This window comes from Bradyrhizobium sp. Ash2021 (genome assembly GCF_031202265.1).
Classification (GTDB): Bacteria; Pseudomonadota; Alphaproteobacteria; order Rhizobiales; family Xanthobacteraceae; genus Bradyrhizobium.
This window is the reverse complement of the sequence record NZ_CP100604.1, coordinates 8,039,341-8,062,016: the sequence shown is the minus strand read 5'-3', so window position 1 is coordinate 8,062,016 and position 22,676 is coordinate 8,039,341. Positions and strand designations below refer to the sequence as shown.

Sequence of the window (22,676 nt, the reverse complement as noted above, 5' to 3'; positions counted from 1 at the left end):
GATGCGTGCGTTGATGGGACTGATCAAGGACAGACACGGGACGTACTACGCTCAGCGGAAGGTGCCTGAACGCCTCCAAGAAGTAGTCGCGCGCGTCCTCAATTCCGAGAAACCCAAGCAGGTCTTTCTCAAGAAATCCCTCGGCACCAAGGTGTTGAAGGAAGCGAACGTTGCTGCCACGCACGTCTTGGCAGACTTCAATCGGACACTGGCCACTGCCGAGGCCCTGCTCAAAGAACGTCCCGTAATATCGTCGCTCTCCGATGCGCAGATAAAGCGAATGGCCGAGTGGGTGTACGCCACGGCGCTGAAGGAAGATGAAGCGTTAAGGTTTTCGCGCAGGCTAGAGACAATCGGACCACACGGCGAGAATGTTAACGCGGATGTTCTGAGGGACATCTTACAAGATTGTAGACAGCAGTTTGCTGTCGGGGATGTTTCTTTCGCCGAGCAGCACGCCCAAAACGCCCTAGCAAGCTTTGGTATCACGCTAACCCGGGGTCTAGCATCTCAAGCGCTAGAGCGGTGACTTCGATATCCCTCGACAGGCGCAGCTTCGCCCGGATGATCCCGTCAGCTAAGTTCTGCGCTCGTTCCTCGAGCCAGCTATCTTTGTCAAACGCCTGCTTCTCCTTCCCCTCTAGCGTGTCTTGTGCCTGCCTCCAACTAAGGTCTCCAATCCCCTCGTATTGCCCGCTGTGCAACTTCGTCCACGCATCGCGCATCCGGTTCACTGTGCCTTTCCCGACTCCGCACAGTGCCATTGTCTCGCTGATACTGTCCGGCCAATCTCCCGGCTTGCCCTCCTTCACTAGCCTCCATGCCGCCTCTGTTTTGTCTTTAGTTGTCATGGGCAGCTTGTTTTTAGTGTTGCGCCCCAGTGCCTCCCGGACGGCTTCATCCAAGCTGCCGTTAAACACTATTGCCGGGATATCGCCTTTCCACCCTGCCGTGATGTAGGCGGCTAGACGGTGATGCCCGTCCATCACGTAGTGCTTATCAGCCACTGGAAAGACGAGAATCGGCTCTAGCGCGCCCGTGTTCTGTGCAGCCTTCGCCAATTCGAGAATATGGTCGTCGCTAGGAATCATGTTGTATTGAGGTATTCTCCACTGGAACACCTTCTCAGCCACGCGGATGTCCTTCCGCTTGAGCCCCACTACAGCGCCCGACGCCGCGTGCTTTCGTACCCCCCCGGCATTAGCAGCTAGCTTCGCCGCGAGGGTGTCTACGGTTTGTCCTGTGTCCCCGGGCCTCTTGATGCCTGCGCGTGTGATGGCGCGCCGCCTATCTGTCTCTTTTCGTTTAGTCGCCATCACTGCTCCGTTGGCTCTTCAATCTGATTGGCGTTCTTCCTGTTACTAACTTCCCATGCGCGCCTAACTTTCGAAAGCAAAGCCGCGCCCTTCTCACTGATAAAGGATCGATTAATTCGAAGGTCTTGTCTGTCGCGCCGCTGTTCAATGATGTTCATGCCTTCGCCGCCGCGCCTGTCGCGTTCTCCTAAGTCCAACAGGTGGCGTGTCATGACGGCTTTATACATCCCGGCTTCGTGGGCGTACTCGGAGACCGCGCGCCCTTCCTTTTCAGCGACCGCCAGAAAGCTAATAATGTAGCTGGCTGGGATTGTCGGATTGAGTGCTACGAAAGGCTCTAGTGCCAAGCGCAAGGCTTTAGCTGCCTGTCTAGTCTCGTCCGACAATAGCGACTTGTAGCCAACTGGCGTGTGTGCGTTAGTCATGTGTGCGTGATGCTTTCGCTGGTGTCCCGGCGTTATGCGCCCGGTGTCTCTTGGTTGCTTTGGTGGTGTCGCGTGTACGCGGTGGTACGCCCAGTGGCTTGACACGCGACAAGTCAAGGCCGGGATAGGTGATGCGATTGATGGCGTCAGATAGCGCCGCAGCGCCCCAGCGGGACAGCATGGCATTGGCACCGTAGCCGCCACTAACAGTGGACGCTTGTGCGTGGCCTATAAGGTCCTCACGTATCTCATGGTCAGCGCCGCCCCTACGCAGCGCGTCCTTCACTGTATGCCTGAAGCTATGAAAGACCTTGGCTTTGTCGGTCACGCCCCCTTCGTCACGCAGATACCGACCAAACCATTTCGACCACGCGGGCACACCGGCGCTCCCATTGTCTGGTGCTAGGGAAGGGAATAGCCAAGCATCCACACCATCCGCACTGCGGCGGGCCTCTACGTAGTCCAGAAAACCCAAGTGGATCACTTCCTGGTGGACGGGTACAACGCGCTCTGAGGCGTCTGTCTTAGTCCGCTTGCCCCGTGCTTTCTCGGTCACGAAGTAGAGCAGAGCCACACCAGTCTTGGCATCAACCTTCACGTTGTCAGCGGTGAGGTGGCCTAGCTCTGCCTGCCTCGCTCCGGCGTAGAGCGCAAGCACCGGCAGCCAAAACCCGGCCGCTCCGTGGGCACCAAGTGGAAAGCGGTGTTCGGTGAACAGCGGCGCGTTGAACAGGGATTGTAATTCTGCAACCTCAAACGACGTTCGCTCAGAGCGTTCCGTTGGCAATCTCAGTCTGCTGAAGGGGTCGGCCCACTGCACGTCATCGGGGATCAAGCCATTATCGCTGGCCCATACACAGATGGCTTGCACGCCGCCAAGTTGCTTGTTGATGGTGGCTGCGGTGATCCGTGGCGCTTCTGGGTGCTCGCGGCCCCAGGCGGCTTGCTCCGGCAACGTGGCCCCTAGCAGGCTGCCAGTGCGGTGGCGCGGGACCTCTTGAAGGGCCTTACGGTATTCCAGCGCGTGCCGCTTCTTGATTGCCGCCACAGCCATGTTTCCGTGGAGCTGGATGAACATGTCCACTGCACGGCTCGTCTCATTCACGGTGCCCTTGGGCCTAACGCGGTGCTTCTTCCAGCCTTCCAGCGCCTCTTGCAGTGTCCCGCCTTCGCCATGCCCAGCTAAGGGCTTGGAATCAGGTAGGCGCGGAGTTTCAATAACTGCACCCGCATAACGAAGCCCAATGTCATCAAGGGCCTTCAGAAACGCCTTGGCGCTTTCGATGCAAAGATTATGATAGGCCGTGCCGCTTTGGTTTACCGGAGGCGCTCATGGAGCACTGGGCCCCGCCGCGCCCCCCCTTTGATCCGACTAAGGTACCCGAGGATGAGCTGGACGAAGATGGCCAATCGTGAAAAGCTTTTTCATTTGTAATTGCCCCATGACGCTTCGCTTCTCATCATGTTCGTTAAAGATTGACAACCCGTAAGGCATTTCCGGACCGTCATTGCAAACCGATGCTACCCGCCAAAAATATCTCGCTCCTGCCCAAGGGCAGCGCATAACCCGCCCGCGATGGCGGGAAATGTTACCAAGCGGCTTTGGGAAATGTCTGATATTGTTGATGTGTTGCAAGCTTGGGAAATGTCGTCGTGACCAAAATTTTGGGAGAAATGACCACCGCTGCACTTAGGGATTTTGCAAACGTCGGCGCACTAGCAGGAACTGAGTGTGACCCAAGCAAGATTAGGGTCGAAGTTCTCAACAAGCCCCACAAGCCCAGCGGGCTTCCGACCGGAAAGATGGCGGTTTATTGTTTCTTTCTCAACGGACAAGCATTGAAGGTTGGCATCGCGGGACCAAACAGCGACGCCCGATATCGATCACAGCATTACAATCCAAATAGCGCCGGCAGCAATCTTGCCAAATCTATTTTGACGTATCCGAGCAAAATTGGCATTGCGCCGCTGCACACCAACTTCGTAGGTACTTGGATCAAGGAGCACACTGACCGCATTAATATCTTGCTTCCGGACTCCTTTGAGAGGCGAATTCTCTCTATGCTTGAGACCTTTCTGCACGCCAGATGGAAACCAATATATGAGGGCCGCGAATCTTGATCGCTGATGATGGTCGAAGGGCGCTCAATTGAAACCCCGCTGTGCCATTTCATCGAATGGGACAGTAGTGCTGGCTTGAAGCGCATCGCCGCCAGTCACATTTCATAAGGATCGGGGATCGTTGGCCCGACACCCTGGCAACGCACCCACCGGCCTCATTGAAGGTCGCGTGCGTCCAAATAAGAGCGAGCACGGGCTGCGTTCGAGCACCGCTCGACACAGTACCTCTACGCAAACGCAACGGCACGAGTCGTCGAGGGAGACCTTGGCGGCTTTTTGCGTGTGGCCAGATATGCGCCAAGAAACAGCCTCGGCGCGGACGTCGTGCCGAGGCAGCTATTACACCGGATGATGATAGTCCGGGTGATGATGCTAAAACGATTGATGATCTCGGTGAGCCGAGGTCACACGAAAGGTGTCACTCCCGATCCAGCGCACAGAGATTGGGACCAAACTCAATCCGGCCAGACGGTGATTTTTTCAGCCAATCCTTATACTCAGAACCATCTGGTCCATAGAGACCGAATGCCTCTGTGCACATTTTCGCAGGATTGCTGGTGAGACGTTTCACCATTCCTGACAAGGTTTCATTCAAGGAAGGTGAACCGAAACCATCTGCGCCACCAGCATGGCCTCGACGGAGTCCCTCGGCTTGATGCTCTTCACCATCGAAATCATGAAAGCGAGATTGACCTCGTCGGAATTCCCGCCGCTCACGCTGGCCTTTACCAGCTGTCGGAGGATGCCATGCATCGCATCGCGGTCGGCGACCCCCAGTGCGTCAGCCATGAGCTGTTCGCCGAGCTCCGGATCAGGATGGTCGATCGAGAAGCCGTGCGACAGAAGCGTTATCCGCGGGGCTGCGGCAGCTTTGGCCTGGTCGGTTGAAGCGATCGCCGTTGGCATAGTGAGGTTGGGAGCGATGTTCATGTCCATATTCCTCCATATTCTTTGGCACGCGCCGGCAAGCGCGCCGTTGGGCCACGCGCAGGCGATCGTTCGCCGCGGCGAGCCGGTGCAATTTCAATTGTGGGTGAGCATTTTTGAGCCGCAATCCAACCGAAACAGCCCGCCATTGGCGGAGCGACGGGCGCTTACAAGATTGCGGGATGATGAAGGAATGCCCGTGATTTGCCCGACGTGTCAACGTGCTTTCGAAGCATCCATGCCGGCCGCCTGTTACTTTGCATGGGGTTGTTTTCAATATTTTGGGATCGCGCACCTTCGAAGGGGAGTTATCCGACGTCACCCGCAGTGATGCCGGCAAAGGCGCGGTGCGATACGCATTGGCAGGACCTGCGTCTCAATATCCGCGGGGCGCCTAACAGCATTATACTGCAATCTCAATAACATATGAGTTCGCAGTTTTATTCTGAATGGCGCGCCACTTTACCGCCACTCCGGACAAAACTGCGAACACGGACGCCAGTTCCGTGGGCGGCATGCGGGGAAGCGTCATGCTCTTGCTGGACGGCTTCCTTGACGCGGGGCCAGGCTGACCAGGGCGGAAGCGATCGGCTGGTCCGGCCCTGACCCCAGGCGTTCAGATCAGCTTCGTTCCTCAGTTCCGGGCGAGGGAGTTTCGTGCACCCGCGTCCACCGCCCTGACGCACAATCCCGATCAACGATTCAGGCGGCAGGCGTCCCTCATTTCGGCTATGCTCAAGCCATGACGATCGGGATTACCGGACCCGAACGGAAGGTACCAAGACATAGCGCCTTGGTCGGGGTCATCATTGCGGCCATTGTCGGTGGGATTTGCCTGATCCTGCTTGGGCTCGCGAGCGACTTCCTGGTTGACTGGTTGTGGTTTTCGTCGATCGGTTATCTGCAGGTTTTCTGGACAACAATCGGCGCTAAAGTCGTCGTCCTTTTTGCGGTCTGGATCGGAACTGCTGTCGTCCTTTGGTTGAACGGATGGCTTGCGGGGCGTTTTGCCCGACGGCGGCCGACGCATTCCGTTGCCGCCTTCGTGTCCAGTCTTGCGGGCAATGTGCCGCCGCCCGACCTGTTCTCGGTCATGCGCGATCGGCTGCCATGGTCCTGGATTATCGCGGGCGGCGCAGGTTTGCTCGCTCTGCTGGTTGCCGCGGCAGAAGTCGGTAATTGGGGCGTCATCCTGCGGTTCTTCTATCACGTCCCCTACGGTGCAGACGACCCGCTCTTCAACAACGACATCAGTTTCTATCTCTTCGTACTGCCGGCCTATATCCTCATCAAGAACTGGATGCTGCTCACACTCGTTCTGAGCGCGCTGTTTGCCGCAACGATCTACTGGGTGCATGGCGACATTGAATATGACATTCATCGCCAATCGGTGTCGCCGACGGTAGTTGCGCACGGCTCGGCATTACTCGGCCTCCTTTTCCTCGTGAAAGCCTGGTCCTACGGTCTTGACCGTTATCTGCTGCTCTATGGCGACAACGGCGTTGTCGTCGGCGCAAGCTACACCGATATCCATGTCGGGCTGCCGGGCCTGTGGCTAATGATCGGGCTGTCGGTCATTGCGGCGCTGACTGCGTTGGCAAACCTTGGGATGAGGACCTACCGGCTTCCTGCCGCTGCGTTCATGCTCGTCGTGATCGGCTCGTTCGTGCTGACCGGCGTAGCTCCCGCGTTGTTCCGGCGGGTGTTTGTCAAACCAAGCGAGTTGCAGCTGGAGAAGCCCTACATCGAACGCAACATCGCCGCGACCCGGCAGGCATACAATCTCGATCGGATCGCGGCCAAGCCGTTTGCTGCCGAACAGAAGCTTACTTCCAAGATGCTCGACGCCAACAAGGCGACAATCGAGAATATCAGGCTGTGGGACTGGCTGCCCCTGTCGAATACCTACGCGCAGCTGCAGGAGATCCGCACCTACTACAAATTCCATGATCTTGACGTTGATCGCTACTGGCTCGACGGCTCCTACCAGAGCGTAATGCTCTCGGCTCGCGAATTGCGGCCCTCCTTGCTGCCGCCGAATGCCCAGACCTGGGTCAACCGCCACGTGCTGTTTACGCACGGCAACGGGGCGGTGATGAGCCCGGTTACTCGCAAGAGCACTGAAGGGCTGCCATTCTTCTATCTGCGCGACATTCCTCCGGTGGCGGACGGAGGCCCCCAGATCCATGAACCGCGCATCTACTTCGGCGAAGAGCCCGACAGCTACGTCATCGTCAAGGGAAGCACACCTGAGTTCGACTATCCGAAGGGGAAAGACAATGCCTACGCGGCTTATGACGGTACGGGTGGCATTCCGATAGGGGCGATGGTGTGGAGAGGCCTGTTTGCCTTTTACTTCAACGATCCAAACCTGATTCTCTCAAGCTATATCACCACCGACAGCCGGATCATGATCCGCCGTAATATCGAGGAGCGGGTACGAATGATCGCGCCGTTCCTCATGCTCGATCACGATCCTTATCTGGTCATCGGCAACGGGCGGATGTTCTGGATGCAGGACGCCTATACGGTGAGTTCCTATTTCCCTTCTGCGCAGCCGGCGCAAGACATGGATCTCAACTACATTCGCAATTCAGTGAAGGTGATCGTCGATGCCTATAACGGAACCGTTGACTTTTATCTGATGGACACCGGCGACCCCGTCGCCGGCACCTACCAGCGCATCTTTCCGAACTTGTTCAAGCCGTTTTCGGCCATGCCGGCCGAGCTGCAGAAGCACATTCGCTATCCGGAGGACCTGTTCCTGATTCAGGCGCGGCTCTATCAGAGCTACCACATGGAGGACGCCGACGTTTTCTATAACCGTGAGGATCTCTGGCAATTCCCGCGCCAGCCGGGCGGCGACGGCATCGCAACGATGGCCCCATATTACATCATCATGCGGCTGCCCGGCGAACCGCAGGCCGAGTTCTTCCTCATGCTCCCCATGGTGCCGAGCCGCCGCGACAATATGATCGCGTGGCTCGCTGCGCGTTGTGACGCGCCCGACTACGGCAAGCTGATTGTCTACGAGTTCCCCAAGGAGAGGCTCGTCTACGGGCCGTTCCAGATCGAGGCGCGGATCAATCAGAATACCGAGATATCGCAACAACTCACGCTGTGGAATCAGATGGGCTCGCGGGTGATCCGCGGCGCGAACTTGCTCGTGATCCCGATCGAGAACTCGATCCTTTATGTGACGCCGCTCTATATGCGCGCGGAGCAGGGACACCTGCCGGAGCTGAAACGCGTGATCGCAGCCGACGGTGAACATGTGGTGATGAGGGAGACCCTCGCCGAGGCCTTGTCAGCGCTGTTCGTGGAACCCGGCGCTGCGCCGGCAGTTTCAAACACCACGGAGGGGATGCCCGTGACAGGCGCAGAGGCAAGTCAAGCGCGGGAGGTGCTTGATCGCTACAATCAAGCGGTGGAGCGATTGAAGTCCGGAGATTGGAAAGGCTTCGGCGCGCAGTTCGATGCAATGCGCAAGCCCTTGGAGGAGATGAACCGTCAATCCACGGGCCACTAGCGCGATTGAGCTTCGCTTAAGGGACCGCGGCTGCGCGATCTTCCCCGGCGGATCGCCCACCGTTCGTGGCTTTGGCGCATGACGCGATCGAGCGCGGGACGCGAACCGAGTGTCTTCCCGGGAATGCAGGCGATGACGGCGTTACGGTCCTCGATGCCTTGCTCATCGACGATCCATGTCTGCAATTCCTCACCGGCAAGCCGCGCGGCGATCCGGTCAGGCGTCGGATCAATGTCGTTTGCGACCGTGACGTTCATCACGATCCGCCCGCCCGGTGCGAGGCGGGAACGGATCGCGTCGCAGGTCTCGGTATCGAACTCTTCCATGAAGCGAAATCCGGGGCCGCCGACGTCGATAGCAATGCCGTCATAGTAGGCGCGGTCGTCGAACACGAATTTCCGGAAGTCCGAGACGATGCAGGGCAATTCGTCCGGCAGCTCGAAATATCGTTGTGCGAGGATGAAGCTGATCGGGTTGTTGTCGACGATGGTCAGCCGCTTGCCAAGGCGCGACAGCCTGGTCGCAAGCGTTCCGCCGCCGCAGCCCAGCACGAGGATGTGTCGGGAGCGCAACAGAAGTTCGTCCATCAGCTTGACGTAGGTGAACACGCTTTCGCCGTCGGGCGTTGCCTGGCTTTGCCGCACGCCTTCCTCGAAATACACGCGCGTGCCGTCCCAGGAGCACTCGACGATATCGATCCAGCCGTTCCTGCCTTGATAGCGTCCCAGCAATTTCACGGCGGATAACCACGTAAAGAGTTGAGCATCAGAATAGATGCACAGAACATCTATTATCATGTGACGTGTAGTACGCCAACACTTTCAGGAAGGGCGCATAATGTTTCCGCATCTGGTGCGGGGTTCGCGACAAGCCTCGGACAGCTCGGGGCTGTTCCAAGGGGCCGAACCCCCGATGATATATTTTGCATCTGATTTGATGCTTGAAGCACCAATTCGTATGGTGTAGATATATTCGATGCCAATCTCAGCGGAGACCGCCTTTTCATGATTACGGCCAACCAGCTCAGGGCGGCCCGTGCGCTCCTGAACATTGATCAGCGGCAAACCGCCGACCTTGCAGATCTTTCGGTCCCTACCATCCAGCGCATGGAAGCGAGCGACGGCGTGATCCGCGGCAACGTCGATTCCCTGATGAAGCTGGTTTCGGCACTGGAGAATGCAGGGATCGAATTGATCAATCCGGGGATGACGAGTTCGACAGGTGGTCGCGGCGTTCGTCTCAGGGAACACGTGACGAAGCCAAAGATCAAGAACATCAAGCAGTCCAAACCTTCGCTGCCGCGGACATTGGAACGGACCCGCTGACGTTGCTCTCAAGCAATGGATGTGGCGTCTTTGGCCGTTCGATCGAGCAGGGCGAGCAGTCCCTGCAAAATCGTAACCGGCGGCGGCGGACAGCCGGGAATATGAAGATCGACGGGAACGACCTGCGAGACCCCTCCGACCACCGCGTAGCTGCCGGCAAAACACCCGCCATCCCGCGCGCAATCTCCCACCGCAACGACCCATTTCGGATCCGGGGTCGCATGATAGGTTCGCTCCAGCGCATCGCGCATGTTTTTGGTCACGGGCCCGGTGACCATGAGAACGTCGGCGTGGCGGGGCGAGGCGACGAACCGGATGCCGAAACGTTCGACGTCGTAATAGGCATTGTTCAGCGCGTGGATCTCCAGCTCGCACCCGTTGCATGATCCAGCGTCGATTTCGCGGATCGAGAGGCTTCGGCCGAGGCGCCGCCGCGCGGCGCGCTGCAGCGCCGCCGCGAGTTCCTCGACGGCGGTCGGGTCCAGCGCGGGTGCTGGCTCCGTGAACGGTCCCTGGAAAAAACTTTGAAAGAGAAGTTTGCGCATCGCCTTCTCCTACAGGTCCTGGCCGGAATAGGAACAGTTGAACGATTTGTTGCAGAGTGGAAAGTCGGCGACGATGTTGTCCTCGATGGCCGCCTCGAGCAGCGGCCACTGAAACCAGGACGGATCGCGAAGATGGCAGCGGTCGATGCGGCCGCCGTCGAGCCGGAGCCAGACCATGATGTCGCCCCTGAAACCTTCGACCAGCGCCATGCCCTCGCGCGGTCCCGCCGCGGCGCCGACCGGTACGCGCAGCGGGCCGCCGGGAAGCCGGTCCAGAATCTGATTTGCCAGCGAAAGGCTCTGCTCCACTTCACGAATCCGAATCCAGACCCGGGCGTTCACGTCACCCTCGTCGAGCACCGGTACCTCGAAGCGCAGATCGTCATACGGGGGATATCCGGGAGCGCGGCGGGTGTCGAAGGCGCGCCCGGACGCACGGCCGACATAGCCTCCCGCAGCATATTGCTTTGCCAGGGCCGCCGTGACGACGCCGGTGCCGACGGTGCGATCCTGAAGCGAGGCGGTGTTGTCGTAGAGTTCGACAAGTGCGGGAAAGCGAACGGGGATATTGTCGAGCGTCGCACGGATGGCCGCTTGCCCGTTCTCGTCGAGGTCGCGAACAAGCCCGCCGGGAACGATAACGTCCCGCATCAGGCGGTGACCGAAGGCTGTGTTCGCCGCGCGGAGAACGTCCTCGCGCAGCACGTTGCAATGGGCCTGCATCAAGCCGAAGGACGCGTCGTTGCAGATCGCGCCGATGTCGCCGAGATGATTGGCAAGCCTTTCAAGCTCAGCAAGCAGCGCCCGCAGCCAGACCGCGCGGTCCGGCACGGCAAGTTGCAGCGCCGCCTCGACGGCCTTCGAAAACGCGTAAGCATAGGCGACGGTGCTGTCGCCGGATACGCGTCCGGCCAGTTGCGCGCCGCGCTCGACGCTGGCGCCGCGCATCAGCCCCTCGATACCCTTGTGCGTATATCCCAGCCGCTGTTCCAGCCGGACCACGGTCTCACCGCTGGCGGTAAACCGGAAATGCCCGGGCTCGATGATGCCCGCATGCACCGGACCGACGGCGATCTGGTGCAGGCCATCGCCTTCCGCCGCGAGGAAGCGGTACGGCGCCGTTGTCGACAACGCGCTGATGCGATCCCCTAAGGGAAACCGCACGCTCCAACGGTTTTGATCGAGCCAGGGGCGGCTATCGGGCAAGTCTTGCGCGAACAATCCGAACAGGTCGTTGATCGTGCGCTCCAATCGCAGCGCCGGCGGATGGTATTTTCCGACCGAGGGATAAACGCGATCGGGGCAATCCAGGCTGACAACCGCGATATCCGCTGTGTCCCGATCGATGATCGCCATGTGTACCGTCGAGGGCTCACCCCAGAGGCCAAGCAGGCTCCAGCGTCCCTGCGCCAGTTCGCTTGCCGCAAAATTCCAGAGATGTGCATCGGCTACGGCGCGCGGCCATGGGCTGTGTTGCTGGATCGTGCGGCCTTCCTGCATCAGATCGATCAGCGATGGCATATCCCGTTCATCCCTCAACTATCCAAGCAGACGAGCGACGTGCTGGAACCAGACGACGAGCGGCGCGGGAAGATAGATTCCCGCGCAAAGAACCAGTGCAAGATGCGCGAACATCGGCACGTAGGAAGCGTCCGCCGACGCCGAGCTGCCGCGAGGCTGGCCGAACGCCACGCTGGTCAGGCGCAACGTCAATGCGCCGAAGGCCAGCAGCAGCCCGAACACCAGCGCGATGGCGAGCAGCGGCTGCCGCGCGAAGGTCGAACTCACGACCAGAAATTCACTCATGAAGATGCCGAGCGGCGGCAGTCCGGCGATTGCGATGACGCCCGCCACAAAACCCCAGCCAAGCACCGGATGGGTCACGGTCAGGCCCCGGATCCGGTTGATCCGCTGCGTGCCCTTGATCTGCGAGATATGACCGACGGCGTAGAAGATCGCCGACTTGGTCAGGCTGTGCATCACCATGTGCAGCAGCCCGGCGAAATTGGCCAGCGGGCCGCCCATTCCGAACGCAAACACGATGATGCCCATATGCTCGATCGAGGAGTAGGCGAACAGCCGTTTGATGTCGCGCCGGCGGTACAGCATGAACGCCGCGAAGATCAGCGAGACCAGGCCCATCGTCACCATCAGCGGGCCCGGCGCGATCGCGGAAGGATTGGCGACGAGCAATATCTTGAAGCGCAACAGCGCATAGAGCGCGACGTTCAGCAGCAGGCCCGACAGCACGGCCGATATCGGCGTCGGACCCTCGGCGTGCGCGTCGGGCAGCCAGGCGTGCAGCGGCGCGAGGCCGACCTTGGTCCCGTAGCCGAGAAACAGGAATATGAAGGCGACATTGAGCAGCTCCGGATCGAAGGCGGCGGCATGCCGGATCAACAGCGTCCAGACCATGCCGTCCTGGCCTTCGCCCACGATCGGCCGCGCCGCCATGTAGACGAGGATGGTGCCGAACAGCGCGAAGGCAATGCCGACGCTGCCAAGGATGAAATATTTCCACGCCGCTTCCAGCGCGGCGTGGGTGCGATAGATGCCGACCATCAGCACCGTGGTGAGCGTTGCGATTTCCACCGCGACCCACATCAGGCCGATATTGTTCGACACGAACGCCAGATTCATGCCGAACATCATGGTCTGGTACATGGCGTGGTAGAAACGCATGTACAGCGGCGTCAACTGGCCGGTTTCGAGTTCATGGGCGATGTAGCTAGCGCTGAAGATGCTGGTGGTGAAGCCGACGAAGGTGTTGAGCACGATGAAGACGATGTTGAGGTCGTCGACCAGCACATAGGGTCCCGGCTGCGGACGCTCGATCACGAACAGCGACAGCGCCGCCAGGAATGTCGCGAAACTGGCCACGACGTTCAGGCGCGCGGTGAGCCGGTAGCCGGGCAGCGCGGCCAGCAACGCCGCCGAGCCGATCGGGATCAGCAGCACTGCGGCCACGGGATCGAAGGAAGCCGCGCTCATCGGTGCTCGCCCCGGTAGTCGTCGAGCGCGGAGACATCGACGGAATCGAAGCGTTCGCGGATCCGGAACAGGAAGATGCCGATCACGATGAAGGCGATCAGGATCGAGAAGGCGACGCTGATCTCGACCACGAGCGGCATGCCTTTGGCGCCCGTAGCCGCCAGCACGAGGCCGTTCTCGAGCGACATGAATCCCACGACCTGGCTGACGGCATTGCGCCGCGTCACCATGACCAGAAGTCCGAGCAGCACGACCGAGAGGGCGAAGGCGAGATCCTCGCGCGCCAGCGGATCGGCCTCGGCGGTGACCCGCAGCATGAGCACCATCGAGAGCGCGACCAGGGCCATCCCGGCCAGCATGGTCGGGCCGATGCCGACGGCCGACTCGATGTCGCGATGAATGCCAAGCTGCTTGACGATGCGGTGCAGCGCCACCGGAATGACGATCGCCTTGAACACGAGCGCGATGGCCGCCGTGATGTAGAGATGCGGCGCTTGCTGGACAAAGGCCTGCCAGGCGACGGAAAGCGCGAGCACCACGGCGTGGAACGCAAAGACGTTGAGCAGCGAATAGAGCCGGTCCTGATACAGCATCATGAAGCTGATCAGGACCAGCCCGCCGGCCAGCGTATGCGAGACGTCGAAGGCGAGGCTGTGCATCTGCATCAGAAGCTCCTCGACACGAACAGAAGCAACGTACCGAGCAGGCCCAGCATCAGCGCGGCCCCGAGAAACTGTGGAATGCGGAAAACCCGCATCTTCGCCGTCGCCGTCTCGAACAGCGCCAGCAAAAAGCCGGCGACGGCGAGTTTGACGATGTAGGCGCCGGCGCCGATGGCGTAGGCCAGCGGGCCGGTGCCGAACAGCGCGATCTTCCAGGGCAGGAACACGCAGGCGATCAGCGAGATATAGAGCAGGAGCTTGAGAAAGGCGCCGAACTCGATCATCGCGAGGTGACGTCCCGAATATTCGAGAACCATCGCCTCATGCACCATGGTGAGTTCCAGATGCGTGGCCGGGTTGTCGACCGGAATGCGCGCGTTCTCGGCGAGCGCCACCATGATGAGCGCGATCAGCGCCATCCCCAGCGATACCCGTAAGCCGACGTAGGACGAGGCCAGGAAATTTGCGACCGTCGAAAGCTGGGTCGAGCCGGCAACCAGCGCCATGCAGAACACGATCAGCAGCATCGCAGGCTCCGCCAATGCCGCGATCATGACTTCGCGGCTGGATCCGATGCCGCCAAAACTGGTGCCGACATCCATTCCTGCGAGCGCCAGAAAGAACCGCGCGCTTCCGAGCAGCGCCACGATGGCGATCAGGTCGGCGGTCCAGTTGAACGGCAGGCCGGTCGCAAAGGTCGGCACCAAGGCGGCGGCAACCCAGATCGCGGCGAACGTCACATAGGGTGTCACGCGGAACAGCCACGAGGCGTTGTCGGCCAGCACCACCTCCTTGCGCAGCAAGCGCAGCAGATCGCGATAGGGCTGAAACATGGATGCGCCCTGGCGACGCACCAGCCGCGCCTTGATCTTGCGTACGAAGCCGGTCAGCAGCGGCGCCAGCAACAGCACCAGCAGCATCTGCACACCCTGGACGATGATGTCGGAGATCACGACCATATCGCGAGCACCAGCAGCAGCGTGACGAGGGTGGCGAAGACCAGACTGAGATATTGCCGGATGGTCAGGAATTGCAGGCGGTTGAGCCAATCGGCGGAATAGCCGACCGCGCCCGCGATTGGCGCGTACATTCCCTCCCAAACCAGATCGTGCAATTCGATTCGGAGCCGTGCCGGCCTGGTATCTCCGGGCGCCGGCATCTCGACATGGTCGCGGGCGTGGAACAGCAGCGTGCCGAACACGCGGCGGATCGGCTGCGCAAAACTTCCCGCCGAATACTGCGCCGCGGGCGTGGAATCGGAAAAGCCGCAGCCCCAGGCAGGCCCCCGCCGCAGCGCATGCGAGGCGAAGCGATGGATAAAGAAGACGGCAAGGGAAGCGGATATCGTGATGAACACCATCACCAGCAATCCGTTGTATGAACTGCGGCTCTCCGCGATCGGCACGATCGAAAGCCAGGGTTCATTGGCCTGGATCGGCATCCGGCCACTTAGAATCGCGGTTGTGATCGGTGAAAGCGCGTCGATCACCAGCCCCGGCAGGATTCCGGCCAGCAAGCAGAGCGCGGCAAGGATGAACATGGCGACAAGCGAGTAGCGGTCGACCTCATGGGCGGTTTCAGCCGCCGCTCCGCGCGGCCGTCCGAGAAACGTCACGCCGTAGGCCTTGACGAAGCACGCCGCGGCCAGCGCCGCCGCCAGGGCCAATAGCGCGCCGACCGCGGGCACCGTGATCTTCAGCGCCCATTGCGGCAGTTCCGGACTTTGCAGCACGGCCTGGAACATCAGCCATTCCGAAACGAAGCCGTTGAAGGGCGGAAGCGCCGAGATCGCGACGCAGCCGACGAGAACGGCGAAACTCGTCTGCGGCATGCGATGAATGAGGCCGCCCAATTTTTCCATGTCGCGCTCGCCCGTCGCGGTCAGGACGGCGCCGGCCCCGAAGAACAGCAGGCTTTTGAACAAGGAGTGGTTGAGCACGTGGAACAACGCCGCGGTGAAGGCCAGCGCCGCCGCGAGCTTGAGGCCGTTGGCCTGAAAGGCCAGTGCAAGGCCCAGGCTTGCGAAGATGACGCCGATATTCTCGATCGTGCTGTAGGCCAGCAGGCGCTTCAGGTCCTTTTCCATCATCGCATAGAGGATCCCCATGACGGCGGTGATGCCGCCGAGGATCAGCACGACCACGCTGGCCCACCAGGTAGGCTGTCCCAAGAGGTCGAAGATGACGCGAATGAAGCCGTAGATCGCGACCTTGGTCATGACGCCGCTCATCAGCGCCGAAACATGGCTTGGCGCCGCCGGATGCGCGAGCGGCAGCCACACGTGCAACGGCACCAGGCCGGCCTTTGAACCGGCGCCGAGCAACATCAGGATCAGCACCAACGTTGCTGCATAGGGGGTGTGTTGGGCGATGCGGATGGCGGCAAATCCGTAATCTCCCGCCGGTCCGGCCAGCAGGCCGAAGGCCAGCAGCAAGGCGAGCGTGCCGAAGCTCGCCATCACGAGATAGACATAACCCGCCTTGGCGTTGCCGGGTTCGCGATGATGCGCCATGACCAGCGCCCAGGAAGCCAGCGACATGAATTCCCAGCACAGCAGATAGGAAAACGCATCGTCCGCCAGCACCACCAGATTCATCCCGGCCAGAAAGGCGGGGAAGAACGGCAGCACGCGGTGCGGTGCTGGTTCGTGGTGGCCGTAGCCGAGGCCATAGAGGCTTGCCGACGCACCCCCCAGATTGACCACCACGAGAAAGAACGATGCGAGCGCATCCATGCGGAAATGGGCGCCAAGCCACGGTAGTCCGATCGGCAAGGTCAGGTCGGAGATATCAGGCACGCCGCCGAGCAGCGAGCGGATCGACCCGAACAAGGCGAGCAGGGAAACAGCCAGCGTGAGGCTGTAAACGATCGCCGTGGCGCTCTTGGCGCGGCTCAGGAAGATCGTAAGCCCGGCGATCCCCAATAATCCCGCGACACATGACATTTGCAAGACGACGGGAGCCATCAAACGCGCCCCCGCGTGCCGATCGACGTTTTGTGCTCTGCCTGATTGTCCAGATAGGCCTTATCGTCCAGATAAGCCTTGGCCGAACCCGAATTCATCTTCAGACGCACCCCGCGTCCCTGCGAATGGCTGACGGCTCCTTCTTCAATCATCTCGATCCCGGCGGCGTCGAATGCGGCGATCAACTTGACCAGCGAATCGACATTGCCTCGAACCATCGTTTCGCTCGCCTCCATTTGCTGGAGGGTCGGCACGGAGAGCCCGGAGAGTTTTGCGAGCCGGCGCTGATCGACGCCGAGAAGCAGCCTGGCAGCCCGCAATTGAGCTGCCGTGATCATCGGTCGGAACCCCAGCCAATATCAAACATCATTCCTGCATCCTAACTAATGATGTTAAAGTGTCAATAAATGATATCTGAAATATCTATTCTAAGGGATGCCTCTCGGGCGATGGAATGCGGATTTGGGGGGGCGCGGCATACCGGGCGCCGAACCGTTCAGCGCTGCGATCGTCATGGCAACGTCGCTTGCGCCCGCAGCTACGCCGGCAAGGGCGTTGTGCGGTATGCGTGGTGACGTGGGAAGTGTGGTCGCGATAATGATCCGTGCTGCACCTCATGTTCGACCCCAAGGGCATGCGCCGAATTGGCAGGATGCGGCAAGGTGGCTGTTCGAGCGCGGCTATCGGGAGTCGGTCGGGCGCGTCGTAGACGAAAAAACCAAGGAATTGCCCAGGGCATCGCTCGCCTATCCCGATGTGAACAGCGAGTGGAAGAATCCTGTCGTGTTGCGCTTCATGCCCGTCATTCCCCTGAGCCTCGTCAAAGGCGACCGGCTTTTGAATTATTTCTCAATCATGTCGACGGTTGGCACGCCGCAGGCCGTTGCCGCCCAGGAAATGTGCATCGAATGCCTGTTCCGGCGGACAAGGCGACCGAGTGTCATCACATTGCATTGATGAGCGCTGACTAGTCGTCGAAATCGGCTTGCTGGACATTGAAAGCGCTGCGGCCGCGACCTAACTCGGGTTCCGAGGTATGCATGACGGAACCCACGACAAACAGTTGCGGAGCGGCAGGTCGCGACGTTCAGTGCAGGACGCGCCCGCTTGCCGGCGTCATCGTCCTGCTGGTTTGTCTGACGATCCTGATCACCTTCTCTGTTGCCGGTGATTGGCTGGAAAACGGCATGACGTTGCCGCAAGAGGACATCGTGACGTTGGCGCAAGAGGATATCTCGCCTTTCTGCCCGATGCCTGCGGAGCTCGGGTTTTCTCTTGCTGGCCTGTCGCGAGAGGCGAGACAGCACCCCGCTCGCTCGAAAGCCCATTTTATCAGGACAAGAGATGAGTGACGCAGGCGTGCTCGTTTCTCTCAATGGAGGCTGAGCAATTTTCGGCTCGCTCGCATCGACCTGAGTGAGTTGTTATTCTATCGATGACTCCTGATGCCTGTTCCGGGTATAAAGTGATCCTTCAGAGCCGCTATCGCCCCTGAGAGGTCATGTGACTGCACCCAATCCCGCCGCAGGCAAACCGGTCGATCCCGCTTCTCTCGTCAATGTGCCGCGATTGGTGACGGCCTATTTCGCGAACAAGCCCGATCCGGGTGATCCCCTGCAACGCGTTGCCTTCGGCACGTCGGGACACCGGGGCTCATCGTTCAGGAATGCCTTCAACGAAGATCATATCCTGGCGACGACGCAGGCGATCTGCGATTACCGCCGCGCCAACGGCCTGACTGGCCCGCTGTTCATCGGCATCGACACTCACGCTCTCGCTGAGCCGGCGCTGGCCAGCGCCATCGAGGTATTTGCCGCCAACGGCGTCGACATCATGATCGACGATCGCGGCGGCTTCACGCCAACCCCGGTGATCTCGCACGCGATCCTGAGCTACAACAAGGGCAGGACGAGCGGCCTCGCCGACGGTGTCGTCATCACGCCCTCGCACAATCCCCCCGAGGACGGCGGCTACAAGTATAATCCGCCGCATGGCGGCCCGGCCGATACGGACGTCACGGCGATCGTCGAAAAGAATGCAAACGCCTATCTCACCGCCGGCCTCAAGGGCGTCGCGCGGATGCCTTACGAGCGGGCCCGCAAGGCGCAATCGACGCATCTCTACGACTATATCGGTCCCTACGTCGCCGATCTCGGCAACGTCGTGGACATGGCGCTGGTGAAATCGTCCGGTGTGAAAATCGGCATCGATCCGCTCGGCGGCGCGGCCGTTCACTATTGGCAGCCGATCATCGAACATTACGGGATCAACGCCACGATCGTGAACGACGCCGTCGACCCGACATTCCGCTTCATGACGGCGGACTGGGACGGCAAGATCCGGATGGATTGTTCTTCCCCATTTGCGATGGCCAGCCTGATCCGGATGCGCGGCAAATTCGACGTCGCCTTTGCCAACGATACCGATGCCGACCGGCACGGCATCGTGACGCGCTCGAACGGCCTGATGAACCCAAACCATTTTTTGGCGACCGCGATCGCCTATCTGTTCAAGCATCGGCCGGAATGGGGACAGCGGGCGGCGATCGGCAAGACCATCGTCAGCAGTTCGATCATCGACCGCGTCGCAGCCAAGCTGAAGCGCAAGCTGGTCGAAACCCCGGTCGGTTTCAAATGGTTCGTCGATGGACTTGGCTCCGGCGCATTCGGGTTTGCCGGCGAGGAAAGCGCCGGCGCGTCGTTCCTGAAGCGGGACGGCTCGGCCTGGACCACCGACAAGGATGGCATCGTGATGGGGCTTCTGGCCGCCGAAATCCTCGCCAAAACCGGCCGCGATCCCAGTCAGTTGTTTGCCGGACTGACCGAAGAGATCGGCGTTCCCTTCTACGAGCGAATCGACGTGCCGGCGACGCCGAAGCAAAAAAGCGCCTTGAAGGCGCTGGGGCCGGAGCAACTCAATATGAAGGAGCTCGCCGGCGAACCGGTCCGCGCTGTCAGGACCAAGGCGCCCGGCAACGATCAATCCTTCGGCGGCATCAAGGTCGAGGCTGAGACGGGCTGGTACGCCGCGAGACCATCAGGCACCGAGGACGTCTACAAGATCTATGCGGAGAGTTTTCGCGACAAGAGCCATTTGAGCCTGATCCAGCGCGAGGCCCAGTCCGCCCTCGCGCGGGTGTTCGACTGACCCGCACGGGAGCCCCCTTTTCTAAGCCGGCAGGGAAAAGCATGAAGCAGCCTCACGCCACAGCGGTCTTGCCGGCATTCCTGCTGCGGAGCGTTGCCGCCGCCATCGCGCTGCTGCTGTCGCTGTCCGGCGCTGCGTTGGCCGAGCCGGTTTTCTCCTTCGACAGCTCGCCCGGAAAGCTGCCGAAGACGGTTATTCCCGTCCACTACGCGATCGAGCTGACGCCGGATCTGGAAAGCCTCGCGCTTCCCGGTGTCGAGATTGTCGATATCGAGGTGCGCGAGCCCGTGACGCGGCTGACGCTGAATGCCGTCGACACGAGTTTCGCTTCCGCCGGCCTCGACGACGACGCACAGCGCGCCGATGTTACGCTCGATGCCGGTGCGCAGACCGCGACGCTCAGCTTTGCGCAGCCGATCACGCCCGGCGCGCACCGCTTACGGATCGCGTTCACGGCGCGGATCAACAAATTCGGCACCGGCCTCTTTTACGTCGACTATCCGACCGGCAACGGCACGAAGCGGCTGCTCTCGAGCAAACTCGAGCCGGCCGACGCGCGACGGATCTTTCCATGCTGGGATGAGCCCGCGTTCAAGGCGACGTTCGCGCTGACGGTGACGGTGCCAAGCTCGTTCCTGGCGGTCGGCAACATGCCGGTCGTGCGCGAGGAGCCGGCAGGATCAAACCTGAAAGAGGTCGCCTTCGCGCCGACGCCAAAAATGTCGAGCTATCTGTTCGTGCTCACCGTCGGCGAACTCGAACGCCTGACCGCGGACGCCGATGGCGTGACCGTCGGCGTGGTCACGACATCAGGCAAAAGCGGGCAGGGCCGCTTTGCGCTCGACAGCGCGGTGAAGCTGTTGGCGTATTACAACGATTATTTCGGCGTCAAATATCCGCTGCCGAAACTCGATCTGCTGGCGGTGCCGGGCGGCTTCAGCGGCGCCATGGAGAACTGGGGCGGCATTACCTTCTTCGAAAGCCGGCTGTTGTTCGACCCCGCGACCAACGCGGATAGCGCGCGGCGCGGCATCTTCAACATCCTGGCGCATGAGATGGCGCATCAATGGTTCGGCGATCTCGTCACCATGGGCTGGTGGGATAATCTCTGGCTCAATGAGGGCTTTGCGAGCTGGATGGCGACCAAGGCGTCGGAACAGTTTTATCCGCAATGGCAGAACTGGCTGAACGGCTACGGCCAGAAGCAATTCGCGCTGGCGCTCGACGCGCGGCGGACCTCGCATCCGATCCAGCAGCCGGTCGCCGACCACAGCGAGGCCACCGTCGCGTTCGACGCCATCACCTACAACAAAGGCCAGGCGCTGATCCGTATGCTGGAGAACTATCTCGGCGAGGGAGCGTTCCGCGACGGCATCCGCAAATACATGGTTGCGCACGCCTACGGCAACACCACCACCGCCGATCTCTGGCAGGCATTGGAAAGCGCGGCCGGCAAACCCGTGACCGGCATCGCCGCCTCCTTCACCGAGCAGGACGGCGTGCCGCTGATCACAGCCGAGACCGCGTGCACCGGCGATGCGCAGCGCATGACGCTGCGGCAGGACCGGTTCGTGATCGCGCCGAGGCAAACGACCGGCGCGGCGCCGCTGCCGCCGCGAAGCTGGCAAATCCCGGTCGCGCTCGGGCCGCTGCCCGTCACGCGGCCGGCGGACGTCGTGCTGCTTCAGGGCAGTGCCGACATTGCCGCGGGCAGCTGCGGCGAAGCCATCAAGGTCAATCTCGGCGATATCGGCTATTACCGCGTCGAATACGGTCCCAACAGCCGCGCCGCGCTGATGAAGTCGCTGGCGCAGATGCCGGTGGAGGATCGCGTCAATTTCGTCGCCGATAGCTGGGCGCTGGTGCAGGCCGGGCGAGCCGAGCCGCCGACCTATCTCGCCCTGATCAAGGCGCTCGGCCCCGACGACCGCCGCGCGGTGTGGGACCAGGTGATCGGCGCCCTGACCGGGCTCAATCGTCTGGCGCGCGATCGCGCCGAGCGCCCGGCGCTGCAGGCCTATGCCCGCGCCAGATTGCGCCCGGTGTTCGACCGGCTGGGCTGGGAGGGCAGCGGCTCGGGCGATGATGACACCACCTTGCTGCGCGCCAGCCTGATCGGGGCGCTCGGCGAGTTCGGAGACCAGGACATCCTCACTGAGGCCAAACGGCGGTTCGCGGGCTTCCTGCAGGATCCGAAATCGCTGCCCAACGCGCTGCGCGACGCCGTCACCCATCTCGTCGGCATCAGCGCCGACCGGCCGACCTACGACACGCTGCTGGCGCTGGCGCGCAAAAGCACCGTCACCAACGAGCGCGTGCGTTATTATTACGCGGCGGCCAGCGCGCGCGATGCGACGCTGGCAGGCGACACGCTGGCGCTGACCCTGACCGACGAACTGCCGAGCACGATCGTCTCGGGCCTGATCAGTACGGTCGCTTCCGCCGGCGAACAGCCCGATCTGGCGTGGGCTTTCGTGCAGAAGAATTTCGATACACTGCTCGCCAGACAAGGGCCGTCGTTCCGCGACCAGTTCGTTCCGAACTTCATGACCAATTTCACCGACGACGCCCATGCCGCCGAACTCAAAGCCTTTGCGCCGGCGCAGTCGACCAGCGGCGGCCGGGTGATGGTGGCGCGGGCGCTGGAGTCGATTGCGATCTCGGCCGATCTCAAGGCGCGCGCGCTGCCGCCGGTCGATGCCTGGATCAGGGAGCGCAAATAA

Annotated in this window: 20 protein-coding genes; 8 read left to right on the top strand and 12 right to left on the bottom strand. The window is 61.0% G+C overall.

Annotation, left to right across the window (positions count from 1 at the left end; translation table 11 throughout):
* Positions 1–13 precede the first annotated feature (13 nt).
* Complete coding sequence (locus tag NL528_RS38815; protein ID WP_309179610.1) at positions 14–529, top strand: DUF6538 domain-containing protein; 516 nt, start codon at positions 14–16, stop codon at positions 527–529.
* Here NL528_RS38815 and NL528_RS38810 read toward each other — a convergent pair.
* The 3 genes from NL528_RS38810 to NL528_RS38800 all read right to left on the bottom strand — a co-directional run bounded on the left by NL528_RS38810 (position 486) and on the right by NL528_RS38800 (position 2,819).
* Complete coding sequence (locus tag NL528_RS38810) at positions 486–1,133, bottom strand: ParB/RepB/Spo0J family partition protein (protein ID WP_309179609.1); 648 nt, start codon at positions 1,131–1,133, stop codon at positions 486–488. The genes NL528_RS38815 and NL528_RS38810 overlap by 44 nt on opposite strands.
* 182 nt (positions 1,134–1,315) lie before the next feature.
* The gene (locus NL528_RS38805; RefSeq protein WP_309179608.1) at positions 1,316–1,741 is read right to left on the bottom strand and encodes a hypothetical protein; all 426 of its coding nucleotides are present in this window, start codon (positions 1,739–1,741) and stop codon (positions 1,316–1,318) included.
* Positions 1,734–2,819, bottom strand: coding sequence for a site-specific integrase (locus NL528_RS38800; RefSeq protein WP_309185184.1), 1,086 nt, complete (start codon positions 2,817–2,819; stop codon positions 1,734–1,736). The genes NL528_RS38805 and NL528_RS38800 overlap by 8 nt, the downstream gene beginning before the upstream one ends.
* A gap of 575 nt (positions 2,820–3,394) precedes the next feature.
* Between NL528_RS38800 and NL528_RS38795 the strand changes: the two genes are divergently transcribed.
* On the top strand, positions 3,395–3,862 hold the full coding sequence (locus NL528_RS38795; protein WP_309179607.1) for a hypothetical protein: 468 nt from the start codon (positions 3,395–3,397) through the stop codon (positions 3,860–3,862).
* Between the two features lie 591 nt (positions 3,863–4,453).
* Here the strand turns inward: NL528_RS38795 and NL528_RS38790 are convergent.
* Positions 4,454–4,792: a hypothetical protein gene (locus tag NL528_RS38790; RefSeq protein WP_309179606.1), complete on the bottom strand. Its 339-nt coding sequence runs from the start codon at positions 4,790–4,792 to the stop codon at positions 4,454–4,456.
* A 739-nt stretch (positions 4,793–5,531) separates the two neighbouring features.
* Between NL528_RS38790 and NL528_RS38785 the strand changes: the two genes are divergently transcribed.
* Positions 5,532–8,318, top strand: coding sequence for a UPF0182 family protein (locus NL528_RS38785; RefSeq protein WP_309179605.1), 2,787 nt, complete (start codon positions 5,532–5,534; stop codon positions 8,316–8,318).
* On the opposite strand, the gene NL528_RS38780 is transcribed toward NL528_RS38785, so the two are convergent.
* Positions 8,315–9,055 (bottom strand): class I SAM-dependent methyltransferase, encoded by a 741-nt coding sequence (locus NL528_RS38780; RefSeq protein ID WP_309179604.1) that lies wholly within the window; start codon positions 9,053–9,055, stop codon positions 8,315–8,317. The genes NL528_RS38785 and NL528_RS38780 overlap by 4 nt on opposite strands.
* Before the next feature lie 267 nt (positions 9,056–9,322).
* Between NL528_RS38780 and NL528_RS38775 the strand changes: the two genes are divergently transcribed.
* Positions 9,323–9,643: a helix-turn-helix transcriptional regulator gene (locus NL528_RS38775; protein WP_309179603.1), complete on the top strand. Its 321-nt coding sequence runs from the start codon at positions 9,323–9,325 to the stop codon at positions 9,641–9,643.
* An 8-nt stretch (positions 9,644–9,651) separates the two neighbouring features.
* Here the strand turns inward: NL528_RS38775 and NL528_RS38770 are convergent, their stop codons facing one another.
* From NL528_RS38770 to NL528_RS38740, 7 genes are read right to left on the bottom strand one after another with little or no spacing between them, the layout of a single operon-like run.
* A complete protein-coding gene (locus NL528_RS38770; protein WP_309179602.1) occupies positions 9,652–10,188 on the bottom strand; it encodes an NADH-quinone oxidoreductase subunit B family protein in 537 nt (178 codons plus the stop codon).
* Between the two features lie 9 nt (positions 10,189–10,197).
* A complete protein-coding gene (locus NL528_RS38765) occupies positions 10,198–11,709 on the bottom strand; it encodes an NADH-quinone oxidoreductase subunit C (RefSeq protein ID WP_309179601.1) in 1,512 nt (503 codons plus the stop codon).
* Positions 11,710–11,727: 18 nt separating this feature from the next.
* Positions 11,728–13,179: a hydrogenase 4 subunit F gene (locus NL528_RS38760; protein ID WP_309179600.1), complete on the bottom strand. Its 1,452-nt coding sequence runs from the start codon at positions 13,177–13,179 to the stop codon at positions 11,728–11,730.
* Complete coding sequence (locus NL528_RS38755; RefSeq protein WP_074278117.1) at positions 13,176–13,838, bottom strand: hydrogenase-4 component E; 663 nt, start codon at positions 13,836–13,838, stop codon at positions 13,176–13,178. The genes NL528_RS38760 and NL528_RS38755 overlap by 4 nt, the downstream gene beginning before the upstream one ends.
* A 5-nt stretch (positions 13,839–13,843) precedes the next feature.
* Positions 13,844–14,800 (bottom strand): NADH-quinone oxidoreductase subunit H, encoded by a 957-nt coding sequence (locus NL528_RS38750; protein ID WP_309179599.1) that lies wholly within the window; start codon positions 14,798–14,800, stop codon positions 13,844–13,846.
* Positions 14,791–16,806 (bottom strand): hydrogenase 4 subunit B, encoded by a 2,016-nt coding sequence (hyfB, locus tag NL528_RS38745; protein ID WP_309179598.1) that lies wholly within the window; start codon positions 16,804–16,806, stop codon positions 14,791–14,793. Before hyfB ends, NL528_RS38750 begins: the two co-directional genes overlap by 10 nt.
* A complete protein-coding gene (locus NL528_RS38740) occupies positions 16,806–17,144 on the bottom strand; it encodes a helix-turn-helix transcriptional regulator (RefSeq protein ID WP_309179597.1) in 339 nt (112 codons plus the stop codon). The genes hyfB and NL528_RS38740 overlap by 1 nt, the downstream gene beginning before the upstream one ends.
* A 175-nt stretch (positions 17,145–17,319) precedes the next feature.
* Between NL528_RS38740 and NL528_RS38735 the strand changes: the two genes are divergently transcribed.
* The 4 genes from NL528_RS38735 (at position 17,320) to NL528_RS38720 (ending at position 22,676) form a co-directional block, all read left to right on the top strand.
* Complete coding sequence (locus NL528_RS38735) at positions 17,320–17,763, top strand: hypothetical protein (RefSeq protein WP_309179596.1); 444 nt, start codon at positions 17,320–17,322, stop codon at positions 17,761–17,763.
* Positions 17,764–17,846: 83 nt separating this feature from the next.
* Positions 17,847–18,158, top strand: a complete 312-nt coding sequence (locus NL528_RS38730; protein WP_309179595.1) for a hypothetical protein — start codon at positions 17,847–17,849, stop codon at positions 18,156–18,158.
* A 151-nt stretch (positions 18,159–18,309) separates the two neighbouring features.
* Positions 18,310–19,953: a phosphoglucomutase (alpha-D-glucose-1,6-bisphosphate-dependent) gene (pgm, locus tag NL528_RS38725; protein WP_309179594.1), complete on the top strand. Its 1,644-nt coding sequence runs from the start codon at positions 18,310–18,312 to the stop codon at positions 19,951–19,953.
* Between the two features lie 41 nt (positions 19,954–19,994).
* The gene (locus tag NL528_RS38720; protein WP_309179593.1) at positions 19,995–22,676 is read left to right on the top strand and encodes a M1 family metallopeptidase; all 2,682 of its coding nucleotides are present in this window, start codon (positions 19,995–19,997) and stop codon (positions 22,674–22,676) included.

Excerpts from the sequence above, each read along its gene's own strand:
- NL528_RS38815 (WP_309179610.1), top strand. The coding sequence starts at position 14 with ATGGGACTGATCAAGGACAGACACGGGACGTACTACGCTCAGCGGAAG.
- NL528_RS38805 (WP_309179608.1), bottom strand. The coding sequence starts at position 1,741 with ATGACTAACGCACACACGCCAGTTGGCTACAAGTCGCTATTGTCGGAC.
- NL528_RS38800 (WP_309185184.1), bottom strand. The coding sequence starts at position 2,819 with ATGTTCATCCAGCTCCACGGAAACATGGCTGTGGCGGCAATCAAGAAG.
- NL528_RS38790 (WP_309179606.1), bottom strand. The coding sequence starts at position 4,792 with ATGAACATCGCTCCCAACCTCACTATGCCAACGGCGATCGCTTCAACC.
- NL528_RS38785 (WP_309179605.1), top strand. The coding sequence starts at position 5,532 with ATGACGATCGGGATTACCGGACCCGAACGGAAGGTACCAAGACATAGC.
- NL528_RS38775 (WP_309179603.1), top strand. The coding sequence starts at position 9,323 with ATGATTACGGCCAACCAGCTCAGGGCGGCCCGTGCGCTCCTGAACATT.
- NL528_RS38770 (WP_309179602.1), bottom strand. The coding sequence starts at position 10,188 with ATGCGCAAACTTCTCTTTCAAAGTTTTTTCCAGGGACCGTTCACGGAG.
- NL528_RS38765 (WP_309179601.1), bottom strand. The coding sequence starts at position 11,709 with ATGCCATCGCTGATCGATCTGATGCAGGAAGGCCGCACGATCCAGCAA.
- NL528_RS38760 (WP_309179600.1), bottom strand. The coding sequence starts at position 13,179 with ATGAGCGCGGCTTCCTTCGATCCCGTGGCCGCAGTGCTGCTGATCCCG.
- NL528_RS38755 (WP_074278117.1), bottom strand. The coding sequence starts at position 13,838 with ATGCACAGCCTCGCCTTCGACGTCTCGCATACGCTGGCCGGCGGGCTG.
- NL528_RS38750 (WP_309179599.1), bottom strand. The coding sequence starts at position 14,800 with ATGGTCGTGATCTCCGACATCATCGTCCAGGGTGTGCAGATGCTGCTG.
- hyfB (WP_309179598.1), bottom strand. The coding sequence starts at position 16,806 with ATGGCTCCCGTCGTCTTGCAAATGTCATGTGTCGCGGGATTATTGGGG.
- NL528_RS38740 (WP_309179597.1), bottom strand. The coding sequence starts at position 17,144 with ATGATCACGGCAGCTCAATTGCGGGCTGCCAGGCTGCTTCTCGGCGTC.
- NL528_RS38735 (WP_309179596.1), top strand. The coding sequence starts at position 17,320 with ATGGCAACGTCGCTTGCGCCCGCAGCTACGCCGGCAAGGGCGTTGTGC.
- NL528_RS38730 (WP_309179595.1), top strand. The coding sequence starts at position 17,847 with ATGACGGAACCCACGACAAACAGTTGCGGAGCGGCAGGTCGCGACGTT.
- NL528_RS38720 (WP_309179593.1), top strand. The coding sequence starts at position 19,995 with ATGAAGCAGCCTCACGCCACAGCGGTCTTGCCGGCATTCCTGCTGCGG.